Below are 15,648 nucleotides of genomic sequence, written 5' to 3' on the forward strand. Positions count from 1 at the left end.
ATCAGATTTTTATGTCCGACCTGCAAACCTCCACCCCGAATACCGAATCCTTTGCGGCTCTGTTCGAAGAGTCGCTGACCCGCCAAGACATGCGCGCCGGCGAAGTGATCTCCGCCGAAGTCGTGCGCGTCGACCACAACTTCGTGGTCGTCAATGCAGGCCTCAAGTCCGAGGCTTACATTCCGATCGAGGAATTCCTGAACGATCAGGGCGAGGTTGAGGTGCAGTCGGGCGATTTCGTGTCCGTCGCGATCGACGCACTCGAAAACGGCTACGGCGACACGATCCTGTCGCGCGACAAGGCGAAGCGCCTTGCATCGTGGCTGTCGCTGGAAAAGGCTCTCGACAACAACGAACTCGTCACCGGCACGATCACCGGCAAGGTGAAGGGCGGCATGACCGTGATGGTCAACGGCATCCGCGCGTTCCTGCCGGGTTCGCTGGTCGACACGCGTCCGGTCAAGGACACGACCCCGTACGAAGGCAAGACGCTCGAGTTCCGCGTGATCAAGCTCGATCGCAAGCGTAACAACGTCGTGCTGTCGCGTCGTGCAGTGATCGAAGCGACGCAAGGCGAAGAGCGCGCGAAGCTGCTCGAGACGCTGAAGGAAGGCGCGATCGTCAACGGCGTGGTCAAGAACATCACCGACTACGGCGCGTTCGTCGACCTCGGCGGCATCGACGGCCTGCTGCACATCACCGACATCGCATGGCGCCGCGTGCGTCACCCGAGCGAAGTCCTGTCGGTTGGCCAGGAAGTCACCGCGAAGATCCTCAAGTTCGACCAAGAGAAGAACCGCGTCTCGCTGGGCATCAAGCAACTGGGCGACGATCCGTGGGAAGGCATCTCGCGCCGTTACCCGTCGGGCACGCGCCTGTTCGGCAAGGTCACGAACATCACCGACTACGGCGCATTCGTCGAAGTGGAATCGGGCATCGAAGGCCTGGTCCACGTGTCGGAAATGGACTGGACGAACAAGAACGTTGCTCCGTCGAAGGTTGTCCAGCTGGGCGACGAAGTCGAAGTCATGGTCCTCGAGATCGACGAAGACCGTCGTCGTATCAGCCTCGGCATGAAGCAGTGCAAGCCGAATCCGTGGGATGACTTCAGCCGCAACTTCAAGAAGGGCGACAAGATCACGGGCGCAATCAAGTCGATCACCGACTTCGGCGTGTTCATCGGTCTGCCGGGCGGCATCGACGGCCTGGTCCACCTGTCGGACCTGTCGTGGAGCGAAGCCGGCGAAGAAGCCGTTCGCAAGTACAAGAAGGGCGACGAAGTCGAGGCAATCGTGCTCGGCATCGACGTCGAGAAGGAGCGCATTTCGCTCGGCATCAAGCAGCTCGAAGGCGACCCGTTCAGCAACTACGTTGCAATGAACGACAAGGGCTCGATCGTCGACGGCGTCGTGAAGTCGGTCGATGCGAAGGGCGCGGTCATCACGCTGACGGGCGACATCGAAGGCTACCTGCGTGCGTCGGAAATCTCGCAGGATCGCGTCGAAGATGCGCGCAACGTGCTGAAGGAAGGCGACAAGGTCAACGCGATGGTGATCAACATCGATCGCAAGTCGCGCGGCATCAACCTGTCGATCAAGGCGAAGGATTCGGCCGAGCAGCAGGAAGCGATCCGCGGCCTGCAAGCCGACACCAGCTCTGCCGCGACCGGTACGACCAACCTCGGCGCACTGCTGAAGGCCAAGCTCGACGGCCAGAACCAGTAAGCCTTACGAGGTCTGCTGAAGTATGACCAAATCCGAGTTGGTCGCCCAGCTGGCATCGCGATTTCCGCAACTTGTCCTCAAGGATGCGGATTTCGCGGTGAAGACGATGCTCGATGCGATGTCCGATGCACTGTCCAAAGGGCATCGCATCGAAATTCGGGGTTTCGGCAGCTTCGGCCTCAATCGTCGCCCGGCACGCGTCGGGCGCAACCCGAAGTCGGGGGAGAAAGTGCAGGTGCCCGAGAAGTTCGTGCCGCACTTCAAGCCCGGCAAGGAATTGCGCGAACGCGTCGATGGCCGGGCCGGCGAACCGTTGAAGGCCGACGAGCCGGACGACGAGCAGTAAGCGTCGTTCGATCGCCCGGGACTCATCCGGCAACGGCTGAAGAAAAGCGCCCCTAGCGGGCGCTTTTTTTATTTTCGGGAGCGCGATGCGACGCGCATGCGGCGGCACGTGCCGCATTGGTTGCGCAGACGCCGAAACGCATCCTTTACAATACGGGTCGATACGGCGATGCGAAGGGGAGTCGCACGCTGCAGCGAAATCTCAATCAAAGAGAGGGCTTCATGAAGTTTATCGTCTGGCTGATCCGGGTATTGGTGTTCGTGCTGTTGCTGGTGCTCGCATTGGCCAATACGCAAACCGCGACGCTGAATTTCCTCGCCGGCTACACGTGGCAAGCTCCGTTGATCCTGATCGGTCTCGCCTTCTTCGGTGTCGGTCTGATTGCCGGTCTGCTGTCCGCGCTGCCTGCGATCTTCCGCATGCGCATCGAAAACGGACGCCTGAAGCGCGATCTGCGCGCCGCACGCGAAACGCCGGCGGTCATCGACCAGCCGCCGATGCCGCCCGTCATTTAACCGACCCGACGCCGCGCGACACGCCGCGCGGTTTTCGTTTCCGCTTCGATATTTCGCATGGATCTGGATTTCTGGTGGTTGCTCGCGATTCCGGTCGCTTTCGCGCTCGGCTGGGCGGCGTCTCGTTATGACCTGAAGAATCTCCTGTCGGAGAGCGCGAACTTGCCGCGGTCGTATTTCCGCGGTCTCAATTTTCTGCTGAACGAACAACCCGACAAGGCGATCGACGCGTTCATCGAGGTTGCGAAGCTCGACCCCGAAACGGTCGAACTGCACTTCGCGCTCGGCAACCTGTTCCGCCGTCGCGGCGAGACGGACCGCGCGATCCGCGTGCACCAGAACCTGCTGAGCCGCACCGACCTGCCTGTCAGCGAACGCGACCACGCGCTGTATGAGCTCGGCCAGGATTTCCTGAAGGCCGGCCTGCTCGATCGCGCGGAAGAAACGTTCCACATGCTCGCCGATGGCGACTATGCGCTCGGCGCGCAACGCGCACTCCTGACGATTTACGAGATCGAAAAGGACTGGAACAAGTCGATCGACACCGCGAAGCGCATCGAAACGATGGGCGAGAAGCCGCTCGGCACCGAGATCGCGCAGTTCCACTGCGAACTCGCGCAGGAGGCGCTGCAGCGCAAGAACGCAGCGGCTGCCGCGGAGCAACTGCGGCTCGCGCTGGTCGCCAATCCGCAGAATGTGCGCGCGACGATCCTGTCCGGCGATGCCGCTGCGGCCGCGGGCGATCACGCGGCTGCGATCGACCACTGGAAGCGTGTCGAAGCGCAGAATCCGGCCTATCTGCCGCTCGTCGCCGACAAGCTGATGAAGTCGTACATTGCGCTCGACAGGACGAGCGAAGGCACGGCGCTGCTGATCGAATACGTCGACCGCTATTCGTCCAACGACCTGCTCGACATCGCCTACCAGCACATCGCCGGATTGCGCGGCCAGGACGCGGCGCACACGCTCGCGCGCACGCAGATGGAGAAGTCGCCGAACTTGTCGGGCATGCTGCACCTGCTCGACGCGCAGATCGCGGCGGCCGACGAACCGCGTCGTAAGGAACTTGAAATGATGCGTGCGCTGATCAAGCAGCGCACCAAAAATCTGCCACGGTATACGTGCCAGAATTGCGGTTTCCGGGCACGGCTCTTCTACTGGCAATGCCCGGGATGCAGCGGGTGGGAAACCTATGCGCCGCGCCGCGTCGACCCCGCGATGCCGAGTTGATTCCGGCAGGCGGGACGAACGCGACGCGGTTGCCGCCGGGCCCGTCCCGGCGGCCAAGTTAGTCAATTACCGGGAACCTTCACCGGAACATCTATGAAAATCACCATCATCGGCACCGGGTACGTCGGTCTCGTCACGGGCGCGTGCCTCGCGGAGATCGGCCACGACGTTTTCTGCCTCGACGTCGATCAGCGCAAGATCGACATCCTGAACAACGGCGGCATGCCGATTCACGAACCCGGCCTGCAGGACATCATCGCGCGCAACCGCGCGGCGGCGCGCCTGCGCTTCTCGACCGACATCGAGGCGAGCGTCGCGCACGGCGAGATCCAGTTCATCGCGGTCGGTACGCCGCCGGACGAAGACGGCTCGGCCGACCTGCAGTACGTGCTCGAGGCCGCGCGCAACATCGGCCGCCACATGACCGGCTTCAAGGTGATCGTCGACAAGTCGACCGTGCCGGTCGGCACCGCGCAGCGCGTGCGCGCCGTCGTCGACGAGGCGCTGGCTGCACGCGGCCTCGCGGGCAGCGTCGCGCACCGCTTCTCGGTCGTGTCGAATCCGGAATTCCTGAAGGAAGGCGCGGCGGTCGAGGACTTCATGCGTCCGGACCGGATCATCATCGGCGTCGACGACGACGAGACGGGCGCGATCGCGCGCGAGAAGATGAAGAAGCTGTACGCGCCGTTCAACCGCAATCACGAGCGCACGATCTACATGGACGTGCGTTCGGCGGAATTCGCGAAGTACGCGGCGAACGCGATGCTCGCCACTCGCATCTCGTTCATGAACGAGATGTCGAATCTCGCCGACAAGGTCGGTGCGGACATCGAGGCCGTGCGGCGCGGGATCGGCTCCGATCCGCGCATCGGCTATCACTTCCTGTATGCGGGCGTCGGCTACGGTGGCTCGTGCTTTCCGAAGGACGTGCAGGCGCTGATCCGCACCGCGAGCGAGAACGGCCAGCCGCTGCGCATCCTCGAGGCGGTCGAGGCGGCCAACCACGAACAGAAGAACGTGCTGATCGGCAAGATCGAGCAGCGCTTCGGCGCGGATCTGACCGGCCGCGAATTCGCGGTCTGGGGTCTCGCGTTCAAGCCGAACACCGACGACATGCGCGAGGCGCCGAGCCGCCGCCTGATCGCCGCGCTGCTGGAACGCGGCGCCTCGGTGCGCGCGTACGATCCGGTCGCGATCGACGAGGCGCGCCGCGTGTTCGCGCTGGATTTCGGCGCCGGTTCCGAGGCGCTGTCGCGCCTCAACTTCGTCGATACGCAGGACGTGGCCGTGACGGGCGCGGACGCGCTCGTGATCGTCACCGAATGGAAGGAGTTCAGGAGCCCCGATTTCACGCGCCTGAAGGCGGAACTGAAGGCGCCGGTGATCTTCGACGGCCGCAACCTGTACGAGCCGGACGCGATGGCGGAAATCGGCATCGATTACTACGCGATCGGACGTCCCTACGTCGATCCCCAGACTGTCAACCGTGGATGACCGTACGATGAGCACTCCTCGCGAAGTGGGGCCGGTGCCGCGCGAACAGATCGCGCGCTCGCGCGTGCTCGTCGTCGGCGACGTGATGCTCGACCGCTACTGGTTCGGCAACGTCGATCGCATCTCGCCGGAAGCGCCGGTGCCGGTCGTGCACGTGCAGCGCCAGGAAGAGCGGCTCGGCGGCGCGGCGAACGTCGCGCGCAACGCGGTGACGCTCGGCGGCCGGGCGGGGCTGCTGTGCGTCGTCGGCTGCGACGAGCCGGGCGAGCGGATCGTCGAGCTGCTCGGCAGCAGCGGCGTGACGCCGCATCTCGAACGCGACCCGGCGCTGCCGACCACGATCAAGCTGCGCGTGCTCGCGCGCCAGCAGCAGTTGCTGCGCGTCGACTTCGAGGCGACGCCGACGCACGAGGTGCTGCTCGCGGGCCTCGCACGATTCGATGCGCTGTTGCCGCAGCACGACGTGATCCTGATGTCGGACTACGCGAAGGGCGGCCTCACGCACGTGACGACGATGATCGCGAAGGCACGCGCGGCAGGCAAGCCGGTGCTCGTCGACCCGAAGGGCGACGACTGGGAGCGTTATCGCGGCGCGTCGCTGATCACGCCGAACCGTGCCGAGCTGCGCGAAGTCGTCGGGCACTGGAAGTCGGAAGACGACCTGCGCGAGCGGGTCGCGAAGCTGCGCGCGTCGCTTGACATCGACGCGCTGCTGCTCACGCGCTCGGAGGAGGGCATGACGCTGTTCTCCGGCACCGGCGAACTGCACGCGCCCGCGCTCGCGCGCGAGGTGTTCGACGTGTCCGGCGCAGGCGACACGGTGATCGCGACGGTCGCGACGATGCTCGGCGCGGGTGTGCCGCTCGTCGACGCGGTCGTGCTCGCGAACCGCGCGGCGGGGATCGTGGTCGGCAAGCTCGGCACCGCCACGGTCGATTACGACGAACTGTTTCATTGAGCGCATGCGCGCGGCAGGTCGCGCGCGGCGTTGTATTCATTTCTGGCAGGAAGGACGACCATGACCCTCATCGTCACCGGCGCGGCCGGTTTCATCGGCGCGAACATCGTCAAGGCGCTCAACGAGCGCGGCGAGACGCGCATCATCGCGGTCGACAACCTGACGCGCGCGGACAAGTTCCGGAACCTCGTCGATTGCGAGATCGACGATTACCTCGACAAGACCGAATTCGTCGAGCGCTTTGCGCGCGGCGACTTCGGCAAGGTGCGTGCGGTGTTCCACGAAGGCGCGTGTTCGGACACGATGGAACACGACGGCCGCTACATGATGGACAACAACTTCCGCTACAGCCGTGGCGTGCTCGATGCGTGCCTCGCACAGGGCACGCAGTTCCTGTACGCGTCGTCGGCGGCAACCTACGGCGGCTCGACGCGCTTCGTCGAGGAGCGCGAGGTCGAGGCGCCGCTCAATATCTACGGCTATTCGAAGTTCCTGTTCGACCAGGTGATCCGCCGCGTGCTGCCGACCGCGAAGAGCCAGATTGCCGGCTTCCGCTACTTCAACGTTTACGGCCCGCGCGAGACGCACAAGGGCCGCATGGCGTCGGTCGCATTCCACAACTTCAACCAGTTCCGCGCGGAAGGCAAGGTCAAGCTGTTCGGCGAGTACAACGGCTACGCGCCGGGCGAGCAGACGCGCGACTTCGTGTCGATCGAGGACGTCGTGAAGGTCAACCTGTTCTTCTTCGATCATCCGGAGAAGTCGGGCATCTTCAACCTCGGCACGGGCCGCGCGCAGCCGTTCAACGACGTCGCGACGTCGGTGGTCAATACGCTGCGCGCGCTCGACAACCTGCCGCCGCTGTCGCTCGCGCAGCAGGTCGAGCAGGGCCTGATCGAGTACGTGCCGTTCCCGGACGCGCTGCGCGGCAAGTACCAGTGCTTCACGCAGGCGGACCAGACGAAGCTGCGCGCGGCCGGCTACGACGCGCCGTTCCTGACGGTGCAGGAAGGCGTCGACCGCTACGTACGTTGGCTGTCCGGCCAGGTTTAAGCCGGCGCGCCGGATCGTTAGACTTGGGTTCACGGTCGGCAACCGCCGGCCGGTTTCACCAGGAGATCCGGAACATGATCAGGAAATGGTTCGCTGCGGCGGCCATGCTCGGCGCGGTCGCGTCGGCGTGGGCGGCCGTCGACGTCAACAGCGCGGGCGAGGATGCGCTCGTCGGCATCAAGGGCATCGGGCCCGCGAGGGCGAAGGCGATCCTCGACGAACGCAATGCACGCGGCCCGTTCAAGAACGCGGACGATCTCGCCACGCGCGTGAAGGGCATGGGCGGCCATACCGTCGAGCGCCTGCAGCGCGAAGGGCTGACGATCGGCGCGGCCGGCGTAGGTGCGGCCGGCGTAGGTGCGGCCGGCGTAGGCGCGGCCGGCGCAGGTGCGGCCGGCGCAGGTGCGGCGCCTGCCGCGGGCAAATCCGCCACCGTGCCGGCTGCCGCGCCGGCCGCGAAACCTGCCGCCCCCGCCGCGCGCACCGCGCAGAAATAACGTTCGCACACAGGACCATCAGGCTCCTTCAGCCGCCGTCCTCGCGACGGTTTCCCGCGGCATGCCGCGGGTTTTTTGCGTGCCGGATCCACCTGAGTGCCGGCCGCTTCCCCGCATCGGTATTCCATCGCCGCAATGGGGATAGCCGGCACGGGTTGCGTCGCTGGTTTAGAATCGACCGCTTGATCGGCATCGCACTCACGGTACGTCCATGGCTTACAAAACTATCGAAGACACGATCGGCAACACGCCGCTCGTGCAACTGGTCCGCTTGCCGGACGACGAGATTCGCGCGCGCAACAACGTGATTCTCGCGAAGCTGGAAGGCAACAACCCGGCGGGGTCCGTGAAGGATCGCCCGGCGCTGTCGATGATTCGCAAGGCCGAAGAACGCGGCCGCATCAAGCCGGGCGACACGCTGATCGAGGCAACGAGCGGCAACACCGGCATCGCGCTCGCGATGGCCGCGGCTATCCGCGGCTACAAGATGGTGCTGATCATGCCGGAGGACCTGTCGGTCGAACGGCGCCAGAGCATGGCGGCCTATGGCGCGGAAATCATCCTGACGCCGGTGAAGGGCGGGATGGAGCTGGCGCGCGATCTCGCGGACCAGATGCAGCGCGAAGGCAAGGGGGTGATCCTCGACCAGTTCGCGAACCTCGACAATCCGCTCGCGCATTACGAAGCCACGGGCCCGGAAATCTGGCGCGACACCGAGGGCCGCATTACGCACTTCGTGTCGGCGATGGGCACGACGGGCACGATCATGGGCGTGTCGCGGTATTTGAAAGAGCAGAATCCGTCGATCGAAATCGTCGGCGCGCAACCGGAGGAAGGCTCGCGCATCCCCGGCATCCGCAAGTGGCCGGAAGCGTACCTGCCGAAGATTTTCGACCGCAGTCGCGTCGACCGCGTCGAAAACGTGAGCCAGGCGGCGTCCGAAGCGGCTGCGCGCAATCTTGCAGCCGTCGAGGGCATCTTCGCCGGCATCTCGTCGGGCGGCGCGTGCGAAGTCGCGCTGCGGATCGCGCGCCAGGTCGAGAACGCGACGATCGTGTTCATCATCTGCGATCGCGGCGACCGTTACCTGTCGACGGGCGTGTTTCCCGCTTAAGCGAAGCCGTTCGCACACAACGAAAAAAGCGCCCTGCGGCGCTTTTTTCATTTGGCGACCTGCGTGCGATTACTGCGCTTGCGCCTGCATGTTGGTGCGGACCGCGGGTGCGAGCGCGCCGGTCGCTTCCATCTGCGCCTTCACGGCCTCGCCGAGCTGATAGACCGTGAGCGCATAGAAGAAGCTGCGGTTGTAGCGCGTCAGCACGTAGAAATTCTTGAGCCCGAGCATGTACTCGGTCGCGCGCCCCGGAGACGGCAGATCGACGACGGTGACAGGCGTGCCTGCCTCGGACGCGATATTGACCGACGGCTCGTTGAGCGTCATGCCCGCTTGCAGCAATTGCGACAGCGCCCAGTGCGGTTCCGGCTGTCCATCGGCCGCGGCCTGTGCGATGCCCAGGCTGCCGGTATCGGGGGCGATCTGCCAGACCACCGGGCGATCGGTTTCCCAGCCGTGCTGCTTCAGGTAGTTCGCGACGCTGCCGATCGCGTCGGCCGGGCTGTTGCGCAGGTCGACGTGGCCGTTGCCTTCGTAATCGACTGCATATTCGCGAATGCTGCTCGGCAGGAACTGCGGAATGCCGATCGCGCCCGTGTACGAGCCGAGCACGGTCGTCGGGTCGAGCTGGTTGTCGCGCGTCCAGACGAGGAAGTCCTCGAGGTTCTTGCGGAACGTCGCCTGGCGGCTGTCGCGATTCGGCGTGTCCGGATAATCGAACGTGAGCGTCGTCAGCGCATCGAGCACGCGGAAGTTGCCCATGTACCGGCCGTAGATCGTTTCGACGCCGATGATGCCGACGATCACTTCCGGCGGCACGCCGAATTCTTCCGAAGCGCGCTGCAGCGTCGCCTGGTTCGCCTTCCAGAACTTCACGCCCGCGTTGATGCGGATCGGTTCGATGAAGCGCGAGCGGTACACGCGCCAGTTCTTCACGGTCGGCGATGCCGCGGGCTTCACGAGCTTCACCGCGGTCGCCGAATAGCTGACGCGCGCGAAGAGCGCTTGCAGGCTGGCGGGATCGAATTCGTGCCGGCTCACCATGTCGTTGATGAACGCGTCGACCTGCGCGTTGTTCGCGTAGCGCTGCGGGACGATCTCTTCTTCGAAGGTCTGGCCTTGCGGCGCCGGCTGTTGCGGCTGGTCCTGCGCGACGAGCTTGCCGGCGGATGCCGCGGGCTGCGTCTGCGCGCCGGCCGGCGCGGCAGCGAGGGCGGCGGCGAGGGCAGCGGCAACGAGCGGGAGGCGCGCACGGAACAGTGCGGAAACGGAGGCGACAGGCTTGTTGTAATTCATGACGAACCGGAGCGGACAGGGGCGAATGCGTTCGGCGCAGTATACCCGACGCATCTGTCGCGACGGGGCGAACCGGCCGCCTGTTGTGGTAAGTTAGCGGCGAATTCGCGACAGACGATGGACCTCATCAGATGGAGACCTGCAGCGCCCGCGCGCTGCGGACGACGCTTATGGCAACCGCCTTTTATACGCACCCCGACTGCATGCTGCACGAGATGGGGCAATGGCATCCGGAATGCCCGGCTCGCCTGTCGGCGATCCAGGACCAGTTGATCGCAAGCCGCATCGACGACCTGGTCGCGCACGAGACCGCGCCGTTCGCGAGCGAAGCCGCGCTCGCGCGCGTGCATACGCAGGCGCACATCGACTACATCCGGGGCATGACGCCGATCGACGGCTACGTCGAGATCGATCCCGATACGCTGATGAACCGCGATACGTGGCGCGCGGCGCTGCGCGCGGCCGGCGCCGCGGTCGCCGCGACCGATGCGGTGATCGAGGGGCGCTACGACAACGCGTTCTGCAGCGTGCGGCCGCCCGGCCATCACGCGGAACCGGCGCGCGCGATGGGCTTCTGCTTCTTCAACAACGTCGCGATCGCCGCGCGGCATGCGCTCGACGTGCACGGGCTCGAGCGTGTCGCGATCGTCGATTTCGACGTGCACCACGGCAACGGCACCGAAGCCGCGTTCGCGAACGACGAGCGCGTGCTGATGTGCAGCATCTTCCAGCATCCGCTGTATCCGTTCTCGGGCGTCGAGCATCAGGCGCCGAACATGGTCAACCTGCCGATGCCCGCGCGCAGCAACGGGATGGCGATTCGCGAGGCAGTCGACATGTTCTGGCTGCCGCATCTCGACGCGTTCAAGCCGCAGATGCTGTTCGTATCGGCGGGCTTCGACGCGCATCGCGAGGACGACATCGGCGGCCTCGGCCTTGTCGAGTCGGACTTCGAATGGCTGACCGCGCAGGTCGTCGAGATCGCGCGCCGTCACGCGCAAGGGCGCATCGTCAGCTGTCTCGAAGGCGGTTACAACCTGTCCGCGCTCGGCCGCAGCGTCGTCGCGCACCTGCGCGTGCTGGCCGGGATCTGAAGCCGCGCGAGCGCGCTCAGCGCGCCGGCGCGCGCGCGTGAATCCATGCGACCAATGCGTCGATCACGCGATCGCGTTCGAGGTCGTTCATCGTTTCGTGGAAGCCGCCGTCGTACAGCGTGAGCGTGCGGTCGGGCGAGCCGACGCGCGCGCCGAACACGCGGCTGCCGTCCGGTTCGGTCAGCTTGTCCTCGGTGCCGTGATAGACGAGCACCGGCGTGCGCAGCGAGCCGCGGCCGCGCTCGATACGCGCCATCGCGTCGAGAATTTCCGCGCCGGTGCGGGCGGGCACCGCGCCGTGATGGACGAGCGGGTCGGCGCGGTTGGCTGCGACGACGGCAGGATCGCGCGACAGCAGCGCCGCGTCGATCCGGATCGCGGGGAAGGTCGGCCACGCGCGGCTGATGAAGCGGCTCAGCGCGAGCATCCAGCGCGGCACGTCGCGGCCGGGCGCAAGCGCCGGACTCGACAGCACGAGCCCGGCGAACCTGCGGCCGCGGGCCGGCGCGCGCTCGATTGCATACAGCGCCGCAACCGCGCCGCCCATGCTGTGCCCCATCAGGAACAGCGGCGAATTGCCGCGCGCAGCTTCTGCGACGAGCGCATCGGCGTCGCTCAGGTAGCCGTCGAAGCGCTCGACCCACGCACGCTTGCCGGGTGACTGGCCGTGCCCGCGCAGGTCGACGGCCAGCACGTCGATGCCGGCCGCGTTCAGGCGCGCGGCGAGCGCGCCGTAGCGTCCCGCGTGCTCCGCCAGGCCATGCACGAGCGCAACCGTCGCGCGCGGCGCGGCCGTGCCGTCGCCGGCCGGCCAGCGGTACGACGCCAGTTCCAGTCCGTCGGCGGTGCGCAGCCGCCCCATCCGCGGCGGCGGGTACAACACGGAGACGGGCGAGGCAAGCGGGGCGGCGGCGGGCGCGGTGGTGGTAGCGGTCATCTGGCGTGTCCCCTGGTTCGTTGATATTCGCGTTCCCGATCATAGACGCCGCGCTGTCGCCACGCGCCAGCGGCTTCCTCTAATTTCGTCTGGTTATGAAAAGATCGAAATCGATTATTAAGGGGAATGAGGCGTTTGCGGTAAAATCGCCGGCTATTCCAGATGCATCGGCGGCCGACTGGCGGGGCGTGCACAGGCGCCTCCCCAGCCGTCCGCCATTTTGTTTACATGATCGAATTACGCAATCTGTCGCAGCGTTTCCCGGGACCCAGCGGATGGGTCGACGCGCTGCACAACGTCAACCTGACGATTCCGCAAGGCGAGGTGTTCGGCATCATCGGCCGCAGCGGCGCCGGCAAGAGCACGCTCGTGCGCACCATCAACCTGCTGACCCGGCCGACCGAAGGCAACGTCGTCGTCGGCGGGCGCGATCTCACGCTGCTGCCCGCGGGCGCGCTGCGCGAAGCGCGCCGCGAGATCGGCATGATCTTCCAGCATTTCAACCTGCTGTCGTCGCGCACGGTGTTCGACAACGTCGCGCTGCCGCTCGAGCTGACCGGCGCGAGCCGCGCCGACATCGAGGCCGCGGTGCTGCCGCTGCTCGACCTCGTCGGGCTGTCCGCGCAGAAGGACCGTTATCCGGCCCAGATCAGCGGCGGCCAGAAACAGCGCGTCGGCATCGCGCGCGCGCTCGCGAGCAATCCGAAGGTGCTGCTGTCCGACGAAGCGACGTCGGCGCTCGACCCGGAAACGACGCGCGCGATCCTCGATCTGCTGAAACGCATCAACCGCGAGCTTGGCCTGACGATCGTGCTGATCACGCACCAGATGGAAGTGATCAAGCAGGTGTGCGATCGCGTCGCGGTGCTCGACGCGGGGCGCGTGGTCGAGGAGGGCAAGGTCATCGACGTGTTCCTGCAGCCGCACCACGAAGTGACGCGCGCACTGATCGGCGACGTGATCGCGCAGGAATTGCCGCCTGCGCTGAAGGCACGCGTCGCCGAGCGGCTCAAGACCGGCAGCGGCCATCTGCTGCGCCTCGCGTTTACGGGCTCGGGCGTCGACCAGCCGATCCTGTCGGAGACGATTCGCCGCTACGAACTCGATTTCAACATCCTGCACGGCCAGATCGACGAGATCCAGGGCCAGGCCTTCGGTTCGCTCGCGGTGCTCGCGGGCGGCGAGCCGGGCAAGGTCGGACAGGCGCTCGCGTTCCTGCGCGAGCAAGGCGTGGTGGTAGAGGAGCTTTCGTATGTTGAGTGAAATGTTCGACATGTTCGTGCAGTCGTTCTGGGAGACGCTGATCATGGTCGGCATCTCCGGCGTGGTCGGCGCGCTCGTCGGGCTGCCGCTCGGCGTGCTGCTCTACCTGACCGACCGCCAGGGCGTGCTGCAGAACCTCGCGGTGAATCGTGTGCTCGGCGGCATCGTGAATGCGGTGCGTTCGACGCCGTTCATCATCCTGCTGGTCGCGGTGATTCCGTTTACGCGGCTCATCACGGGGTCGTCGATCGGCACTGCCGCGGCGGTCGTGCCGCTGACGCTCGCGGCGGCGCCGTTCATCGCGCGGCTCGTCGAAACGGCGCTGCGTGAAGTGGATCGCGGGTTGATCGAGGCCGCGCAGTCGATGGGCGCGACGACGTCGCAGATCGTGTTCAAGGTGCTGTTGCCGGAATCGCTGCCGGGCGTCGTTGCGGGGCTGACGATCACGTTCGTGTCGCTCGTCGGCTATTCGGCCATGGCGGGCGCGATCGGCGGCGGCGGCCTGGGCGATCTCGGCATCCGCTACGGCTATCAGCGCTACCTGCCGGAGGTGATGTGGACGGTGGTCGCGATCCTGATCGTGTTCGTGCAGCTCGTGCAGTCGTTCGGCGACTGGCTCGTGCGCCGGCTCAGTCATAAATAAGACGATTTTCGACGTGTTTGGGGGAAAGGCGATGCAACGACGGTTCATGCTGAAGTTCGCGGCGGCGCTCGGCGCGGCGGCGCTGTTCGCGGGCGCGCAGGCCCGTGCGGAGACCATCAAGGTCGGTGTGACGGGCGGCCCGCATGCGCAGGTGATGGAGGTCGTGAAGAAGGTTGCGGCGAAGAGCGGCCTCGACATCAGGATCGTCGAATTCTCCGACTACGTTCAACCGAACGCCGCGCTTGCCGCCGGCGATCTCGACGCGAACAGCTACCAGCACGAGCCGTACCTGCAGGCGCAGGTGAAGGATCGCGGCTACAAGCTGATCAAGGTGGCCGACACCGTGACGTTCCCGATGGGCATCTACTCGAAGCGCGTGAAGTCGCTCGCCGAGCTGAAGCCGGGGGCGCGCATCGCGATTCCGAACGATCCGACGAATGGCGGCCGTGCGCTGCTGTTGCTGCAGAAGCAGGGCGTGCTGAAGCTGCGCGCGGATGCGGGGCTGAAGGCGACGCCGCTCGATATCGTCGACAACCCGAACAAGCTGAAGATCGTCGAACTCGATGCGGCGCAGATCCCGCGCTCGCTCGGCGACGTCGACGCGGCGGCGATCAACACCAATTACGCGATGGAAGCGGGGTTGAAGCCCAAACAGGATGCGATCGCGATCGAGGGCCCGAACGGCCCGTATGCGAACATCATCGCGATTCGCGAGGCGGACAGGAGCAAGCCGTGGGTGGCGAAGCTCGTCGCGGCCTATCATTCGCCCGAGGTGAAGCAGTTCATCGAGGGCAAGTTCGGCGGCGCGGTCATCGCCGCCTGGTAACGCGCGGTACGTGGCGCGCCCGGTGCTGATTAGAGGCGATTATCGAAAACCCGGGCTTTGCGTCCGGGTTTTTTCTCTTTTAAAATAGAACGATCGTTCGCTATTATCTGCGCGCCGCAAAGGAGCGGTATCCTCGATAGCCACGAAGGATGGGTCCGCTTGGCCGCGCAGTCACGAGGCCTCGCTATAGAATGGCCTCTGGTCGTATTCGTAACTTTGGAGCGTGTGCATGAAAATCCTGGTGCCAGTGAAAAGAGTGGTCGATTACAACGTGAAGGTCCGCGTGAAGTCGGACAACACGGGCGTCGACATCGCGAACGTGAAGATGTCGATGAACCCGTTCGATGAAATCGCCGTGGAAGAGGCGGTGCGGTTGAAGGAAGCGGGTGTGGCGACCGAGGTGGTTGCGGTGTCGGTCGGCGTTGCGCAGGCGCAGGAAACGCTGCGTACCGCGCTGGCTATCGGCGCGGACCGCGCGATCCTCGTCGAGTCGACCGACAGCGTCGAGCCGCTGGCGGTCGCGAAGATCCTGAAGGCGCTGGTCGACAAGGAACAGCCGCAGCTCGTGATCCTCGGCAAGCAGGCGATCGACGACGACTCGAACCAGACGGGCCAGATGCTGGCTGCGCTGGCCGGCCTGCCGCAAGCGACGTTCGCG

At 65.6% G+C, this 15,648-nt stretch carries 16 protein-coding genes; 14 read left to right on the top strand and 2 right to left on the bottom strand.

Going from position 1 to position 15,648, the window contains the following annotated elements; genetic code table 11:
• Window positions 1-11: 11 nt before the first annotated feature.
• The 9 genes from rpsA to cysM all read left to right on the top strand — a co-directional run bounded on the left by rpsA (window position 12) and on the right by cysM (window position 8,931).
• Window positions 12-1,724 carry a 30S ribosomal protein S1 gene (gene rpsA / locus ACV22Z_RS21135; protein WP_448078230.1) on the top strand — a complete coding sequence of 571 codons (1,713 nt, stop codon included), beginning with the start codon at window positions 12-14 and terminating at the stop codon, window positions 1,722-1,724.
• Between the two features lie 22 nt (window positions 1,725-1,746).
• Window positions 1,747-2,070 carry an integration host factor subunit beta gene (locus tag ACV22Z_RS21140; protein ID WP_448078231.1) on the top strand — a complete coding sequence of 108 codons (324 nt, stop codon included), beginning with the start codon at window positions 1,747-1,749 and terminating at the stop codon, window positions 2,068-2,070.
• Window positions 2,071-2,291: 221 nt separating this feature from the next.
• On the top strand, window positions 2,292-2,585 hold the full coding sequence (locus ACV22Z_RS21145; RefSeq protein ID WP_448078254.1) for a LapA family protein: 294 nt from the start codon (window positions 2,292-2,294) through the stop codon (window positions 2,583-2,585).
• A gap of 57 nt (window positions 2,586-2,642) precedes the next feature.
• The gene (lapB, locus tag ACV22Z_RS21150; RefSeq protein ID WP_448078232.1) at window positions 2,643-3,815 is read left to right on the top strand and encodes a lipopolysaccharide assembly protein LapB; all 1,173 of its coding nucleotides are present in this window, start codon (window positions 2,643-2,645) and stop codon (window positions 3,813-3,815) included.
• Window positions 3,816-3,908: 93 nt separating this feature from the next.
• Window positions 3,909-5,309, top strand: a complete 1,401-nt coding sequence (locus tag ACV22Z_RS21155; RefSeq protein ID WP_448078233.1) for a UDP-glucose dehydrogenase family protein — start codon at window positions 3,909-3,911, stop codon at window positions 5,307-5,309.
• Between the two features lie 7 nt (window positions 5,310-5,316).
• On the top strand, window positions 5,317-6,267 hold the full coding sequence (rfaE1, locus tag ACV22Z_RS21160; RefSeq protein WP_448078234.1) for a D-glycero-beta-D-manno-heptose-7-phosphate kinase: 951 nt from the start codon (window positions 5,317-5,319) through the stop codon (window positions 6,265-6,267).
• 60 nt (window positions 6,268-6,327) lie between these two features.
• Window positions 6,328-7,320, top strand: a complete 993-nt coding sequence (gene rfaD, locus ACV22Z_RS21165) for an ADP-glyceromanno-heptose 6-epimerase (RefSeq protein WP_448078235.1) — start codon at window positions 6,328-6,330, stop codon at window positions 7,318-7,320.
• Window positions 7,321-7,394: 74 nt separating this feature from the next.
• Window positions 7,395-7,817 carry a ComEA family DNA-binding protein gene (locus ACV22Z_RS21170; RefSeq protein WP_448078236.1) on the top strand — a complete coding sequence of 141 codons (423 nt, stop codon included), beginning with the start codon at window positions 7,395-7,397 and terminating at the stop codon, window positions 7,815-7,817.
• A gap of 211 nt (window positions 7,818-8,028) precedes the next feature.
• The gene (cysM, locus tag ACV22Z_RS21175; protein ID WP_448078237.1) at window positions 8,029-8,931 is read left to right on the top strand and encodes a cysteine synthase CysM; all 903 of its coding nucleotides are present in this window, start codon (window positions 8,029-8,031) and stop codon (window positions 8,929-8,931) included.
• A gap of 69 nt (window positions 8,932-9,000) precedes the next feature.
• On the opposite strand, the gene mltB is transcribed toward cysM, so the two are convergent.
• Window positions 9,001-10,227 (bottom strand): lytic murein transglycosylase B, encoded by a 1,227-nt coding sequence (gene mltB / locus ACV22Z_RS21180; protein ID WP_448078238.1) that lies wholly within the window; start codon window positions 10,225-10,227, stop codon window positions 9,001-9,003.
• A 170-nt stretch (window positions 10,228-10,397) separates the two neighbouring features.
• Here mltB and ACV22Z_RS21185 point away from each other — a divergent pair, with 170 nt between their 5' ends.
• The gene (locus tag ACV22Z_RS21185) at window positions 10,398-11,321 is read left to right on the top strand and encodes a histone deacetylase family protein (RefSeq protein WP_448078239.1); all 924 of its coding nucleotides are present in this window, start codon (window positions 10,398-10,400) and stop codon (window positions 11,319-11,321) included.
• A 16-nt stretch (window positions 11,322-11,337) separates the two neighbouring features.
• On the opposite strand, the gene ACV22Z_RS21190 is transcribed toward ACV22Z_RS21185, so the two are convergent.
• Window positions 11,338-12,258: an alpha/beta hydrolase gene (locus ACV22Z_RS21190; protein ID WP_448078240.1), complete on the bottom strand. Its 921-nt coding sequence runs from the start codon at window positions 12,256-12,258 to the stop codon at window positions 11,338-11,340.
• Window positions 12,259-12,486: 228 nt separating this feature from the next.
• Here ACV22Z_RS21190 and ACV22Z_RS21195 point away from each other — a divergent pair, with 228 nt between their 5' ends.
• The 4 genes from ACV22Z_RS21195 to ACV22Z_RS21210 all read left to right on the top strand — a co-directional run.
• Complete coding sequence (locus ACV22Z_RS21195; protein WP_448078241.1) at window positions 12,487-13,521, top strand: methionine ABC transporter ATP-binding protein; 1,035 nt, start codon at window positions 12,487-12,489, stop codon at window positions 13,519-13,521.
• Window positions 13,511-14,164: a methionine ABC transporter permease gene (locus tag ACV22Z_RS21200; RefSeq protein ID WP_448078242.1), complete on the top strand. Its 654-nt coding sequence runs from the start codon at window positions 13,511-13,513 to the stop codon at window positions 14,162-14,164. Before ACV22Z_RS21195 ends, ACV22Z_RS21200 begins: the two co-directional genes overlap by 11 nt.
• Window positions 14,165-14,195: 31 nt before the next feature.
• Entirely contained in the window at window positions 14,196-14,990 is a 795-nt protein-coding gene (locus ACV22Z_RS21205; RefSeq protein ID WP_448078243.1) for a MetQ/NlpA family ABC transporter substrate-binding protein, read from the top strand.
• 229 nt (window positions 14,991-15,219) lie between these two features.
• The coding region (locus tag ACV22Z_RS21210; RefSeq protein WP_448078244.1) for an electron transfer flavoprotein subunit beta/FixA family protein at window positions 15,220-15,648 on the top strand (429 nt) is incomplete at its 3' end.

The sequence above is a fragment of the Burkholderia sp. PU8-34 genome, assembly GCF_053427725.1.